General features: G+C 45.2%; 10 protein-coding genes and 5 tRNA genes. 4 read left to right on the plus strand and 11 right to left on the minus strand.

Features of this window, described 5'->3' with window-relative positions; genetic code table 11:
* Positions 1 to 9 precede the first annotated feature (9 nt).
* The 4 genes from ACMXYP_RS02160 (at position 10) to serB (ending at position 6,187) form a co-directional block, all read left to right on the plus strand.
* Positions 10 to 2,151: an efflux RND transporter periplasmic adaptor subunit gene (locus ACMXYP_RS02160; protein ID WP_415883367.1), complete on the plus strand. Its 2,142-nt coding sequence runs from the start codon at positions 10 to 12 to the stop codon at positions 2,149 to 2,151.
* On the plus strand, positions 2,144 to 4,132 hold the full coding sequence (locus tag ACMXYP_RS02165; protein ID WP_415883368.1) for a preprotein translocase subunit SecA: 1,989 nt from the start codon (positions 2,144 to 2,146) through the stop codon (positions 4,130 to 4,132). The genes ACMXYP_RS02160 and ACMXYP_RS02165 overlap by 8 nt, the downstream gene beginning before the upstream one ends.
* 10 nt (positions 4,133 to 4,142) lie before the next feature.
* Positions 4,143 to 4,898, plus strand: a complete 756-nt coding sequence (locus tag ACMXYP_RS02170) for an efflux RND transporter periplasmic adaptor subunit (RefSeq protein WP_415883369.1) — start codon at positions 4,143 to 4,145, stop codon at positions 4,896 to 4,898.
* A 71-nt stretch (positions 4,899 to 4,969) separates the two neighbouring features.
* Entirely contained in the window at positions 4,970 to 6,187 is a 1,218-nt protein-coding gene (gene serB, locus ACMXYP_RS02175) for a phosphoserine phosphatase SerB (protein WP_415883370.1), read from the plus strand.
* Between the two features lie 36 nt (positions 6,188 to 6,223).
* Here the strand turns inward: serB and ACMXYP_RS02180 are convergent, their stop codons facing one another.
* From ACMXYP_RS02180 to lolB, 11 genes are all read right to left on the minus strand, one after another.
* A complete protein-coding gene (locus tag ACMXYP_RS02180; RefSeq protein WP_415883371.1) occupies positions 6,224 to 8,365 on the minus strand; it encodes an EAL domain-containing protein in 2,142 nt (713 codons plus the stop codon).
* Between the two features lie 314 nt (positions 8,366 to 8,679).
* Positions 8,680 to 8,754 (minus strand) — tRNA-Gln (locus ACMXYP_RS02185).
* A gap of 33 nt (positions 8,755 to 8,787) precedes the next feature.
* Positions 8,788 to 8,864: transfer RNA gene (locus ACMXYP_RS02190), tRNA-Met, on the minus strand.
* A gap of 33 nt (positions 8,865 to 8,897) precedes the next feature.
* Positions 8,898 to 8,972 (minus strand) — tRNA-Gln (locus ACMXYP_RS02195).
* Positions 8,973 to 8,987: 15 nt separating this feature from the next.
* Positions 8,988 to 9,064: transfer RNA gene (locus ACMXYP_RS02200), tRNA-Met, on the minus strand.
* A 129-nt stretch (positions 9,065 to 9,193) separates the two neighbouring features.
* Complete coding sequence (gene ychF, locus ACMXYP_RS02205; protein WP_415883372.1) at positions 9,194 to 10,285, minus strand: redox-regulated ATPase YchF; 1,092 nt, start codon at positions 10,283 to 10,285, stop codon at positions 9,194 to 9,196.
* Positions 10,286 to 10,305: 20 nt separating this feature from the next.
* Positions 10,306 to 10,896, minus strand: coding sequence for an aminoacyl-tRNA hydrolase (gene pth / locus ACMXYP_RS02210; protein ID WP_415883373.1), 591 nt, complete (start codon positions 10,894 to 10,896; stop codon positions 10,306 to 10,308).
* A gap of 18 nt (positions 10,897 to 10,914) precedes the next feature.
* Entirely contained in the window at positions 10,915 to 11,505 is a 591-nt protein-coding gene (locus ACMXYP_RS02215) for a 50S ribosomal protein L25/general stress protein Ctc (RefSeq protein ID WP_415883374.1), read from the minus strand.
* A 117-nt stretch (positions 11,506 to 11,622) separates the two neighbouring features.
* The gene (locus ACMXYP_RS02220; protein WP_415883375.1) at positions 11,623 to 12,564 is read right to left on the minus strand and encodes a ribose-phosphate pyrophosphokinase; all 942 of its coding nucleotides are present in this window, start codon (positions 12,562 to 12,564) and stop codon (positions 11,623 to 11,625) included.
* A 64-nt stretch (positions 12,565 to 12,628) separates the two neighbouring features.
* Positions 12,629 to 12,703: transfer RNA gene (locus ACMXYP_RS02225), tRNA-Gln, on the minus strand.
* 176 nt (positions 12,704 to 12,879) lie between these two features.
* Positions 12,880 to 13,467, minus strand: coding sequence for a lipoprotein insertase outer membrane protein LolB (gene lolB / locus ACMXYP_RS02230; protein WP_415883376.1), 588 nt, complete (start codon positions 13,465 to 13,467; stop codon positions 12,880 to 12,882).
* Between the last annotated feature and the right edge of the window lie 3 nt (positions 13,468 to 13,470).

Below are 13,470 nucleotides of genomic sequence, written 5' to 3' on the forward strand. Positions count from 1 at the left end.
GGAGGCATTGTGTCTGTTTCTCTGTTTAGTGCTTCATGGTACCGCGTAGCTGAACTTAAGATCCGCATGAGGAAGCATGCGGATATTCATCGGCATCAATACAGAGGTAAAACGTGGTATGTGCTACAAGACCATGTTACCGGTCAATTTCAACGTTTTTCCCCTGAAGCTTACCAGATCATCGGCCTGATGGATGGCCGCAGAACGTTGCAACAGATCTGGGATGTGGCCTGTAAGCGATTAGGCGATGGTATGCCAACTCAGGATGAAGTCATTCAGTTGGTGGCGCAGCTCAACCGTGCGAATGTTATTCAATCCGATATTCTGCCCGATATTGAAGAGCTGCAAGTTCGCAGACGAGAACAAGCACAGAAGAAGATTATCCAGCAGCTCAAATCCCCATTGAGTGTCCGTATTCCCATGATGGACCCAGAGGGATTCTTGTCTTCAACCATGTGGTTGGTTCGGCCGTTTTATTCTTGGTTTGGTTTATTTCTTTGGGCAGCGATCGTGCTGTTTGGTTTAACGCTTTCGATAGTCCATTGGGGGGCGCTAACTGAGAATATTAGTGACCGAGTCTTAGCCGTCGAAAACCTTTTGTTGATTGCTCTAGTGTATCCCTTTGTTAAAGTGATTCATGAGCTTGGCCACGCCTACGCTGTGAAGCGTTGGGGGGGCGAAGTGCATGAGGTGGGGGTGATGTTACTGGTGCTGTTCCCCGTACCTTATGTGGATGCCAGTGCGGCAACTGCATTTAGGAATAAATATCAGCGCATGCTGGTGGGCGCGATCGGCATTATGGTCGAGTTGATGGTTGCCGCGATTGCGATGATGGTGTGGGTTTTGGCTGAACCAGGTATCGTTCGAGCGGTCGCGTTTAATACCATGCTAATCGGTGGATTTTCTACTTTGCTGTTTAACGGCAATCCACTACTTCGATTTGATGCTTACTACGTTCTTGCTGATTTTTTGGAAATACCTAATTTAGCGTCTAGAGGTAACAGTCAGGTAGCTTATCTAACCAAAAAGTACCTTTATGGCGTCAAGAAACTCACTGCGCCTGCTAACTCAACCAGTGAAGGGACTTGGCTAGCTTGCTATGCTTCTGCTGCATATATTTACCGATTGTTTGTTATGGTTGCGATTGCCTTGTTTGTCGCAACGCAATACTTTGTGATTGGTAGCCTTCTCGCGTTTTGGTCAATTTGGGCAACCCTCCTTATGCCAGTACTTAAGACAATTATCAAACCTGCAACGGATCCTGAACTAAGAAGTAAGAAGGGACGAGTGCTTACCATTTCTGCGCTGATCATTGTATCGGTGGTCGCGTTGATAGGCTTTTTACCTGCGCCATATAAAACGCAGACCGAAGGTGTTTTATGGGTACCGCAGGATGCTTATGTGCGCTCGCAAGTTTCAGGTTTTGTTGAATCTTTAGACGTGCCTTCAGGTAAGACTGTGGTCGAAGGGCAGTTGTTACTTAAATTCTCAGCCCCTGATCTCGAAGCTAAAGTAGACGTGCTTAAGGCCCAGATAGCTGAAGCTGAAATTAGACTCGAAGCTAGCCTAAGAGACCGCGCGGCCAGTGAAATTTTACGAGAAGAATTGCGGTTTATTCAACGTGAATATCAAAGGGCGCTAGAACGCCTTAAAGGTGTGAATCTCTATAGCTCTGCTACTGGCGAATTTGTTGTCCCTGATGCTCATCGAATTCTGGGACGCTATGTCCATCGTGGTGAGTTGATTGGATATGTCGTGGATTATAACCAGCTCTCCTTAGTTGCGATGGTTTCTGAGGATGAGATAGATCAGGTGCGTACCCAGAACCGTTCAGTTGAGTTGCGATTCGCCTCTAATCCAAATGAAACCTATAAAGGTGAAATTGTTCGAGCATTGCCTGCTACAACTCAGCAACTGCCGAGTAAGGTGTTAAGTACTGATGGTGGTGGACGAATTGCACCTGACCCGAAAAGTGAAGATGGTTTGAAGAGTTTCCGTAGCCATTTTCGGATCGACTTATCTGTCATTGATGCGCCAAAAAATCGTTATGATGAGCGCGTCTATGTACTGATAGAACATGATCCTGAGCCTCTGATCTATCGTTGGTATCGTGCGGTAAGGCGTGTGTTCTTGAGGCAGTTTGATGTATAAACGGCCTCAGCGACTGCCGCAAACTGTATTAGAGCGTCCTCAGCTTTTTATCCACAAACAGGATCGGATGGAGCGCTTGTCACATAGCCTATCTGCTTATCTAAATCGTCCGTTCCGAGCGTCCCTTAAGGCTTATAAGCGTTTTTTGCCGTCCATCCATAACGAAGCTCGAAAACTTGAAGGTCTATCCGATGAGCAATTAGATAATCATATCACTGAGATTAGACAGGCTTTGTTTAAACAGGGCATCACGTCTGCACTAATGGTTAAAAGCTTTGCTTTGGTGCGTGAGGTTGCGGGTAGAACCCTTGGTATGAAACATTTTGATAGCCAGTTACTTGGTGGCTTAGCGATGTTTCACGGCAATATTGCAGAGATGCAAACGGGGGAGGGTAAGACTCTAACCGCCACACTTTCTGCTGCGACAGCGGCTTTTGCTGGAGTGCCTGTCCATGTTGTGACAGTGAACGATTATCTTACTGCTCGTGATGCTGAGGAGATGACGCCAATCTATACCCGACTGGGTCTTGATGTTGGTGTTATTGTCCATGGTCTTTGTCCCATGGAGAGGCGTGATATCTATGCTAAAGATGTTGTTTACTGTACCAATAAAGAGTTGGTGTTCGATTATCTAAAAGACAGCATTGTGCTAGAGGGCAAGCAGCATAAGCTGAATTTGCATGCCGAGCGTTTAAAGGGTAATCAACAGATGCTAGATAGTTTGATGCTTCGTGGGCTGCATTTCGCTATTGTCGATGAGGCAGACAGTGTTTTATTAGATGAAGCTAGAACGCCGCTGATTATTTCAGGCCCTGAGATTGAGCAAGAGGAGCAGCAAGAGGTCTATCAGCAAGCGATGGCAATCGCTTCTGAACTAGAGCTAGATAAGCATTACGAGGTCAACCTCAGAGAGCGTCGCGTTGCTTTTACTGATGATGGTGAAATGCATGTGCTGCAATTAACCGATGGGCTGGGGCCTTTTTGGGTAGGGCGAGTACGTTGTCTTGAATTAGTTTTTCAGGCACTAACGGCACTGCATCTGTTTATTCGTGATAAACATTATCTCGTTAAAGACGGCAAAATTCTTATTGTTGATGAGCATACTGGCCGAGTAATGGAAGATCGAAGTTGGGAGCGAGGGTTGCACCAACTGATCGAAATTAAAGAGGACTGTGAACTCAGTAATCCTCGAGAGACACTAGCGCGTATCAGTTTTCAGAACTTCTTCCGTTTTTATCATCACCTCGGTGGTATGACTGGTACTGCAAAAGAGGTGGCCTCAGAGTTATGGCAAGTTTATGGCTTGCCTGTGGTGTTTATCCCAACCAATAAACCAAGCCGTAGAAAGAAACTCGGGGCAAATGTCTACATAGACGAGAGTGATAAGTGGCACAAGGTTGCCGAACAGATCAAAGTTCTACACAAAGCACAGCGCCCCTCATTGGTTGGGACACACTCCGTCGCTGCTTCGGAATTACTAAGCCAAAGTCTGCAGGCGATGGATGTGCAGCATCAGTTATTAAATGCTAAACAAGATCAGTTAGAAGCCGAAATAGTTGCGAATGCGGGTGATCCAGGTTGTGTTACTATTGCGACCAATATGGCTGGGCGCGGTACCGATATAAAGCTAAATGATGAAGTCGAGTCAGCGGGTGGGCTACATGTGATTTTAACCGAGTTACATGAAGCGTCACGAATCGACCGGCAGTTAGAAGGTCGCTGTGCGCGTCAGGGCGATCAGGGGAGCTTTGAAGTTATCTTGTCTTTGGATGACTCGATATTGTCTGAGCAGTTCTCTAATTATTTAAAGCGCGTCTTTAAATGGCCGCTTCCAAAAGGGTTTAAAAACTGGCTGCTGTTGAAATTAATGCGTAGGGCCCAAAAGCAACTCGAGGCAGATCATGCACGTATGCGTGCGGATTTGTTAAAGCAAGACGAACGTCAGCGCGAAATTTTGTCTTTTACTAGCAGCAAAGTTTAGGTTTTTTGATATGAAATACATTTCTCCACTATTGGTTCTACTTCTCGGTGTTTCGCCGTTGGTCAGTGCGGTTGAACATAATCAATTAAGCGATGGCCAATTGAGCTGTTTGTTAGAGCCTAGCAAAGAGATTGAACTGAGTAGTGAGGTATCAGGCGTTATTAGCGAATTGAGTTTAGGTCGTGGCGATAAAGTTAAAAAAGACCAAGTCGTCATGAAACTTAACTCTCGCCTAGAGCGAGCTGCTTTAGCGACAGCCCGAGCGCGCGTAGATTTTGCTAAGCGTAAAGTTAAACGTAATGAGGTCTTGTACAAAAAAGGCCTGTTGTCTGATCATGAACGAGATGAGATGCTTACAGAGCAGCGTTTGGCCGAGCTTACAGCTAGCGAATCTTATGTACGTTTATCTCTACGCCAAACGAAAAGCCCAATCAATGGCGTTGTGGTTGAACGGTTACTCGAACCAGGTGAACTTGTTGATGATCAGCCATTCTTAAAAATTGTCTCGCTTGATCCTCTTCACGCAGAAGTGATTATGCGTTCCCAATATTATGGTCAGATCAAAAAAGACATGCCTATCACGTTGTATGCTGAAGGGCGCCCAGAACAGGCTTATGAAGGTAAAGTGAATCGAGTGGACCCTCTTATTGATGCTGCAAGTAGTACGTTTGCTATTAGTGTGGAAATCCCGAATAAAGATCAATTACTGCCTGCCGGTTTGAAATGTAGGGTTGAGTTTAGCCCAGTCCAGCCTGCTTCTGAGTGATAATGAATAGGCCCTGTAATCTGGCTTTGTTATAATCGCCAGCAATTAAAGATTCCTTTGGAACCCTTTCGATGAAAGAGATTATTTTGCTCAATATTTCCGGTGAAGATAAGCCGGGAGTGACTTCAGCGATCACAAATATTTTGGCGGAATTCGAGATCAATATTTTGGATATTGGTCAGGCTGTGATCCACGATACCTTATCTTTAGGTATCTTGATTGAAGTGCCTAAATCGGCCGAGTCTTCGCCACTGCTAAGAGATATTCTTTTTAAAGCGCACGAGCTGAACATGAATATCCGCTTCCAGCCTGTGGAAGAAGAGAACTATGAACATTGGGTTGAAGGGCAAGGTAAATCTCGTCATATCATTACGCTACTGTCTCGTAAATTGAGCTCTAAACATATCGCGCGCGTGACCGAAATCGCAGCGAGCCATGGGCTTAACATCGATAACATCAACCGTCTCTCAGGCCGTATAAGTTTGGATGAAACCTCTGACCAGACCAAAGCATGTGTGGAGTTTTCTGTGCGTGGTGCGCCTGCTGATGCTGAGAAACTGAAAGCTGAGTTTTTAAATACAGCGAGCGATCTAGATGTAGATATCGCTTTCCAAGAAGATAATATCTATCGCCGTAATCGCCGTTTAGTAGTATTTGATATGGACTCTACGCTGATTGAGGCAGAAGTTATTGATGAGCTAGCTAAAGAAGCAGGTGTGGGTGATCAGGTGTCAGAGATCACTGAAGCGGCTATGCGTGGTGAGATCGATTTTAACGAAAGCTTTAAGCGTCGAATGGCTCTGCTGAAAGGCTTGGATGTGTCGGTGTTGGATCAAATTGCTGAACGCCTACCGATGACCGAAGGCGCGGAAGAGTTGGTGTCTAACTTGAAAGCGCTTGGCTTTAAAACAGCTATCTTATCGGGCGGCTTTAATTACTTTGCTTCCCATCTGCAAAAGAAGCTTGGCTTTGACTATGTCTATGCCAACGAGCTTGATATCGATGCTGATGGCAAAGTGACAGGTGAAGTTAGAGGCACAGTGGTTAATGGTGAGCGTAAAGCAGAACTGTTACGCGAAATTGCCGAAAAAGAAGGTGTGAGTTTAGAACAGACAATTGCAGTTGGTGATGGTGCTAATGATCTACCAATGCTTTCGATTGCTGGATTAGGTATCGCATTCCGAGCTAAACCATTGGTTCGTGAAAGTGCGAAACAGGCTATCTCTACATTAGGTCTTGACGGAATCTTGTATCTGATCGGTTTTAGAGATCGAGATACAGTGAAATAGCAAAAATAAAAAAGCCGCTGTTTAGCGGCTTTTTTATTATTCGGCAAAGAAGTCGTAATCCATTTTTTCCCTTGGAGGCTGAAGATAGTAGCCCTGCACATAGTCGATCCCTGCTTTCCACAGGTTCGCCATTGTCTTGGTATTCTCTACAAGCGGCGCAATAGATATCTTGTCTAGACTGCTTAGCTGTTGCACCATGCTAAAGAACTCTTCATCTTGCTCTGGGTCTGAGCCTAATTCAGGGATAAAGGCACCATCGAGTTTTATAAAGTCAGAATGGACAGTCGATAGCACATTTTGTGAATTAGGCACGCTACCAAAGTGCTTTATGCAAACACGACTGTGGATGCGAGTTAGTTTCTCTACGAAGCCTTGAGCCTGTTTAGGTGCAATGGATATATCTGATTCACTGATCTGGAAGACAAGCCTTTCTGCAGGGATATTATTTTTACGTAGTACCCCAGAAAGCCAGGTTAATAGATGTTGATCTCCTAGAGCATGAGCAGAGATGTTAATGAAAATAACATTTTTGTGTTCTTGGTTGAGTGTTTTTTTAAGCTGTTTCAAGCAATTCTCAATAACCCATCGATCAACTTTAACCGCAGTTTCTGCATCGCTTATAGCGCTCATGAAATCGTTAGGGGATAGCTCAACCTCTTCATCATTCACTAAGCGTAATAACGCCTCATAGTGATGGTGTGTTTGATCATCAGCGGTTAGATTTACGATTGGCTGGAATAACAATTTGAACTGATTGTTATCTACGGCTTTCCTTAGCTGATCAAACTCATCTTCTTCTTGCTCAGATAATGCTGCCTCTGGGATATAGATGCTCACGCCATTACCCTGCGGGTTTTCTTCGCGTAAGGTGCAAATTGCAGCTTTAGCGCGATTGAGTAGTTCAATTGGCGGAGGTGTACTATCGGTAATGGCCACTAAACCAATAGAGCAGGTTGATTGGACATCGACGCCGGCAATACTAGAGTGAACATGGGCAATTTTTTTACATAGCTTTTCAGCAAAGCTTTCTGCTGTTTTTATATTGGGGTCGTTGAATACGATAGCGAAAGCATTTTCAGCCGGATGGGTGAGTAAATGTGCTTTGTTTACCGTTTTAGCCAGAAGAGCTGAGATATCCCGAATAAGCTGGTCACTACCTTCATGACTAAACTTGCTTTTAATCTGATCCAGTTGGTCCAACTCTATATACATCAAACATCTATCGTTACCGCCACGCAATGCTTTTTGTGTAACCTGTTCTAGTTGTTTGTGTAGATAATCTTTATTGAACAAACCGGATACGAAATCGAGATCTTCACTGAGAAGATTGTGATGGCTGTTCTCATCAACATGGAACAATACGCGAGTAACTATAGAACCATTATAGTCCGAGCGCGAAAGTTCCATATTAGCGGTGAATTCTGAATGATCACTGCGCTGAGCTGATAGTTGTAATATCAGGTCACCGCTGTTTCCTTCTTCAAGGGAATTTAGTTGCTCTGTAAATTCGGGGCGATCATCAAACGCAAAGAAATCGACCAATGGTTTGTAAATGGCCTTTTTCTTCGAATCTAAACCGAACTGTTCAAGAAAACTGTCATTGCAGTAGATTATCTTTTGGTGGTCACAACATACGATTGGGTTGCGTGAACTATCCATTAACTGCTGTGAGCGTTTTTCCGCTTCAGCTAAGGCTGCTTCGGCTTTACGTAAGCGTCTACGGTAATCGAGCTGATCTAGTTCCCGACGAACATTAATCAAGACAAGTTCTTTTTCATCTAAGGGAACGACTGCTTGGATATGGCTTTTAAGCCCTTGTAACAATAACTGGCTATCCGAGCTAGGGATGATCTGTATTACAGGGATATCTTTGTCTAAGCGTTTGAGGTGGCTTATAGCGAGCTTTGAAGTGAAGTCGCCTCGATCGATAGTGCAAAGAATAAGATCCCATGAGCGTTCACCTAGCGCGTCTAGAAACTCTTGCTCGGTATTAACCTGTTTGCCGCGAGGAGATATGCGTGAAGTTCTAAGAAGTGTAATCAGGGGAGCGGTTTCTTCGGCGCTCAGGCCAAGAAATAGAAGCTGAACATTTTTTCTCAGGCGTTGTTTACGAGTCTGCTGCCCAGTGCCGTATTTTTCTAAAAGGGCGTTTCCGTCAATATCAATAACTTCAGACATGCCTGAATGATCTCCTGCTCGCTAAATCCTTATAGACAGAGAATATATTAATTCAATTGAATGTATAACTTAAAAATTGCATTAGTTTTTGTTTGATATCACTGAAGTGTTAAACAGATGCAGAGTATTAATTATAGAAGATAAAAATCAGCAGAATGAAGACGTGAAAAAATTTAAATAGCTGACGAGAGATTACTGATTGTAGTTTTTAACTAACGAAGGATTGAGCGTTCTAGTATTGTATCGAATTGGATGTGTCTAGGTCAGAATTGACCTTTCATAAAGTTAAACTGGTACTAAAAGGCAGAAGAAAGTGGCTGGGGTAGGAGGATTCGAACCTCCGCATGACGAGATCAAAACCCGTTGCCTTACCGCTTGGCGATACCCCAACTAAGATTTGAGCACACTTTCTTTTTAGAGCATGGTGGCAATAGCGGGACTCGAACCTGCGACCCTCGCATTATGAATGCGATGCTCTAACCAACTGAGCTATATTGCCACTCAGATTAACTCGGAGAGTTAAGCTCAATAGTGGCTGGGGTAGGAGGATTCGAACCTCCGCATGACGAGATCAAAACCCGTTGCCTTACCGCTTGGCGATACCCCAGCATAGACTGAAACATGGTGGCAATAGCGGGACTCGAACCTGCGACCCTCGCATTATGAATGCGATGCTCTAACCAACTGAGCTATATTGCCACGTCTCAGAGGCGCGCATTATTCTACTTTCGGGCGGGGGTGTCAATAGATTACTGCATGAAATTTCAGGAATTTTTGAATAAAAAAAACCGGCTACTAAAGCCGGTTTTTTTTTGTACAGTTGTCTGCTTAAACGTTGAAGCGGAAATGTACGACATCGCCGTCTTGAACGATGTAATCTTTACCTTCAAGTCTCCAGCGACCAGCGTCTTTCGCGCCATTTTCGCCGTCGTGCTCAACAAAATCGTCGTAGCTTACAACTTCAGCACGGATAAAGCCTTTCTCGAAGTCGGTGTGGATAACACCAGCTGCTTGTGGGGCTGTTGCGCCGACTTTAACTGTCCATGCGCGAACTTCCTGCACGCCAGCAGTAAAGTAGGTTTGTAGGCCTAACAATTCGTAACCAGCGCGAATAACGCGGTCTAAGCCAGGCTCTTCCATACCTAAGTCAGCTAGGAACTCATCGCGCTCTTCATCATCTAGCTCAGAGATCTCAGCTTCCAACTTGTTGCAAACCACTACTACACCGGCATTTTCCGATGCTGCTAGCTCTTTAACTGTATCTAGGTGAGCGTTATCTTCGAAACCATCTTCATCAACGTTTGCAATGTACATTGTTGGTTTCACGGTAAGAAGGTGGAAGCCTTTAACTATTTTCATCTCATCTTCATCAAGGCCTAAGCCGCGTACTGGCTTACCTTCTTCAAGATGAGGGATTACTCGTTCAAGCATCGCTTTTTGAGCAACGGCTTCTTTATCTCCGCCTTTTGCTAGCTTCTGGATACGTTGAAGCTGTTTTTCACAGGATTCTAAATCAGCAAGTGCTAGCTCAAGGTTGATAGTTTCGATATCAGACAGTGGATCAATCTTGTTTGCGACGTGGATTACGTTTTCATCTTCGAAGCAACGTACAACGTGCGCAATTGCGTCTGTTTCGCGGATGTTTGCCAAGAATTTATTACCAAGACCTTCACCTTTAGAGGCGCCAGCAACAAGACCTGCAATATCTACGAATTCCATCGCTGTTGGAATTGTGCGTTCCGGATTAACAATCGCTGTTAGTTTGTCTAAACGCGGGTCAGGCATAGATACTGTGCCTGCATTCGGCTCAATGGTGCAGAAAGGAAAGTTTTCCGCCGCAATACCGTTTTTTGTTAGCGCATTGAAAAGAGTCGATTTACCTACGTTAGGTAGGCCTACAATACCGCATTTAAAACCCATGATTGAATCCTGTGAGTAATCTAGCTAGCTGAAAAACTGTGTAACTGGTTCATCGCTTTGTTCCAGTCACCGGCAATAGCAAGCTCCAAATAACGTTCAGCTTCATCGATAGCTGCCATTGTGGCATCACGTTCTTTAGCTGGAGCTTTTTTCAGAACAAAACCGCTTACTTGGCTGCTGTGGCCTGGGTGGCCAATACCAAGGCGTAAACGGTAGAAATTTTTGTTGTTACCTAGTTTGCTGATGATGTCGCGCAAACCATTATGACCACCATGACCGCCACCTTGCTTAAATTTCGCAATACCTGGTGGAATATCGAGCTCATCATGAGCGACTAAGATCGCTTCGGGTGGTATTTTGTAGAAGCTTGCCAGTGCTGCTACAGCCTGGCCGCTCAGATTCATAAATGTGGTAGGAACCAAAAGATGAATCACTTGGTTTCCGATCTGAGCTTTAGAGTAGAGCCCGTGGTACTTCTTTTCGGGCTTTAGGGGAGCGAGATGTCGAGCAGCAAGCTGCTCGACAAACTCAGCACCAGCATTGTGACGGGTTTGCGCATACTTATCGCCTGGATTACCCAAGCCAACGATGAGCTGGATCTTGTCTTTCATGCTGGATGCTTGTACCGATTACTTGCTGCCGCGAGGCGCGTATACGTAACCGATACCCTGATCGTGGTCACCGCCACGACGTAGAGAAACAATCTCAACGCCTTCAGGAAGAGTGATGTCAGACAGGTGAAGAACCTGATCAGAATCACATGCAGAAAGATCAACAACCAGAGTTTCTGGAAGGTTAGCCGGTAGGCATAGAACTTCTACAGTATTTTTCTCAGCTGCGAATTTGCACGCTGCTTTAGAAGCAGGAGACTTTTCGAAACCAGAGAATACAACAGGAACAGTGATTTTGATCTTGTTGGATTTAGTAATGCGCTGGAAGTCAGCGTGCAGTACAACTGGCTTAGCAGGATGGCGCTGTAGATCTTTGATGATCACTTGCTCTTCTTTACCGTCCAAAGACAGAGTTAGGATAGAAGAGAAGAACGCGTCGTCTTCGATCATTTTAACTAGTTCGTTGTTAGGAACAGAGATAGAAGCAGGCTTCTTACGCTTGTCACCACCGAAAACGATACCAGGAACTAGACCTTCGCGACGTAGGCGGCGGCTCGCACCTTTCCCTTCGTCAGCACGTGCTACTGCATTAACTACAAAGTTAGACATTTTTAATACCTTTAAATAAATAAGCTGCAAAACCTTGCGACCAGGCTTTGCAGCAATCACCCGAGGGTGGAAAAACTTACTCGTTATTGAGTAAGTTGCTTTACCAGCGAGTTGCCCTTAACGGAACATCGCGCTGATGGATTCTTCATTGCAAACACGGCGCACAGCTTCAGCTAGAAGCGGAGCAAGTGTTAGCTGACGAATTTTGTCGCACTTAGATGCGGATTCAGACAGTGGAATCGTATCTGTAACAACAAATTCATCTAGATCAGAATTAGTGATGTTGCTTACTGCAGGGCCAGAAAGTACGGCGTGAGTCGCGTAAGCTACAACGCGTGCTGCACCGTTATCTTTAAGTGCTTTAGCCGCTTTACAAAGCGTACCGGCAGTATCACACATGTCATCAACCAATACGCAAGTACGGCCTTCAACATCACCAATGATATTCATAACTTGAGATTCGTTAGCACGCTCACGACGCTTGTCGATGATTGCTAGGTCGCAATCAAGTTGCTTAGCAACTGCGCGGGCACGAACTACACCACCAACGTCCGGAGAAACAACTAAGATGTTGTCGTATTCCTGATCAACGATGTCGTCCAGTAGAACAGGTGAACCGTAAACGTTATCTACAGGTACAGAGAAGAAGCCCTGAATCTGGTCAGCGTGTAGGTCAACTGTCAGTACGCGGTCAATGCCGATAGCATCCATCATATCTGCAACTACTTTTGCAGTGATAGGTACACGAGCAGAGCGTGGACGTCGATCCTGACGTGCATAGCCGAAGTAAGGTACAACAGCTGTGATACGTGAAGCAGAAGCGCGACGAAGAGCGTCGGCTAGTACAATCAGCTCCATCAAGTTGTCGTTAGTTGGCGCGCAAGTAGACTGGATAATAAATACGTCTTTACCACGTACGTTTTCCTGAATCTCAACGCTTACTTCGCCATCACTAAAACGACCAACATTCGCTTTACCCATAGGAATATCTAGGCGATCAACTACTTTTCTCGCCAGATCAGGGTTAGCGTTGCCGGTGAAGACCATCATCTTGGACACGGCGTGCACCTTTTCGATTGTAATTTGTTCGGAATCTGTAGATCGGGAACCGTTCATAGGCATTTGGCTGGGGTAGGAGGATTCGAACCTCCGCATACTGGAATCAGAATCCAGTGCCTTACCGCTTGGCGATACCCCAACATTATTCCTCTTGGAGGACCGGCCTCCCGTTGAAAGAGGCGCAGATTATCCAAGACTCGTGGTTAAAAGTCAAACTAAAGCAGGGGGAGGGGCTGCTAGTATTCAGAGCGTAATTGCGGGCTTTCTGTGATGGCTACGCGAGAATGAAATTAATGTTGGGGTGTTTCCCGTTGACTATAGTTTTATCCACGTTTTAATCACAATGGTGACTTTCAAATCACGGTACTGCAAACGCATCTTAGTAGGCAACGCAGGTGTTTGTTGGTTATAGCGAAGATACTCAATTTTCCAATCTTGTTGGGTTAATTGTGCAAGTCTTTCATCGACGATTGTTTGGTCGTAATGTGAGTGAGGCGAAGGTAGCCCTCTGATCCACCAAAAAATATCACTGACAGGCAGAGCCCAGCCCCACTGTTGATGGAGGATTTCTTCCGGATTGGTGCCGGTAAACGTTCCTTCGCCGGCGATATCAACGGTAACTTCTTGTGGGTTTCCAGCAATAGATGCGCCGCCTTGTCCCCAAGGTCCACGTATATCTATCTGATAATCAGAGCCTTCTTGTAGCCATTTTAAACTGGCTGATTGGCTGTCCTCGGGTGTGCGAATGCCTATCTTGCCGCTAGCTTCCCAATCAGAGATATCTTTAAGCAGACTTTGACGAGTTTCCCAAGAAATATCGCTGGTTGATGGTATCTGCGTTTTTTGTAAGCTACAGCCCGCTAATAATAGGCACAGCAACGCCCCAAGGTACTTTTTTAACATCTT

The sequence above is a fragment of the Neptuniibacter sp. QD34_54 genome (assembly GCF_047778055.1).
In the GTDB taxonomy this organism is placed as follows: Bacteria; Pseudomonadota; Gammaproteobacteria; order Pseudomonadales; family Balneatricaceae; genus Neptuniibacter.

Excerpts from the sequence above, each read along its gene's own strand:
- ACMXYP_RS02165 (WP_415883368.1), top strand. The coding sequence starts at position 2,144 with ATGTATAAACGGCCTCAGCGACTGCCGCAAACTGTATTAGAGCGTCCT.
- ACMXYP_RS02170 (WP_415883369.1), top strand. The coding sequence starts at position 4,143 with ATGAAATACATTTCTCCACTATTGGTTCTACTTCTCGGTGTTTCGCCG.
- serB (WP_415883370.1), top strand. The coding sequence starts at position 4,970 with ATGAAAGAGATTATTTTGCTCAATATTTCCGGTGAAGATAAGCCGGGA.
- ACMXYP_RS02180 (WP_415883371.1), bottom strand. The coding sequence starts at position 8,365 with ATGTCTGAAGTTATTGATATTGACGGAAACGCCCTTTTAGAAAAATAC.
- ychF (WP_415883372.1), bottom strand. The coding sequence starts at position 10,285 with ATGGGTTTTAAATGCGGTATTGTAGGCCTACCTAACGTAGGTAAATCG.
- pth (WP_415883373.1), bottom strand. The coding sequence starts at position 10,896 with ATGAAAGACAAGATCCAGCTCATCGTTGGCTTGGGTAATCCAGGCGAT.
- ACMXYP_RS02215 (WP_415883374.1), bottom strand. The coding sequence starts at position 11,505 with ATGTCTAACTTTGTAGTTAATGCAGTAGCACGTGCTGACGAAGGGAAA.
- lolB (WP_415883376.1), bottom strand. The coding sequence starts at position 13,467 with ATGTTAAAAAAGTACCTTGGGGCGTTGCTGTGCCTATTATTAGCGGGC.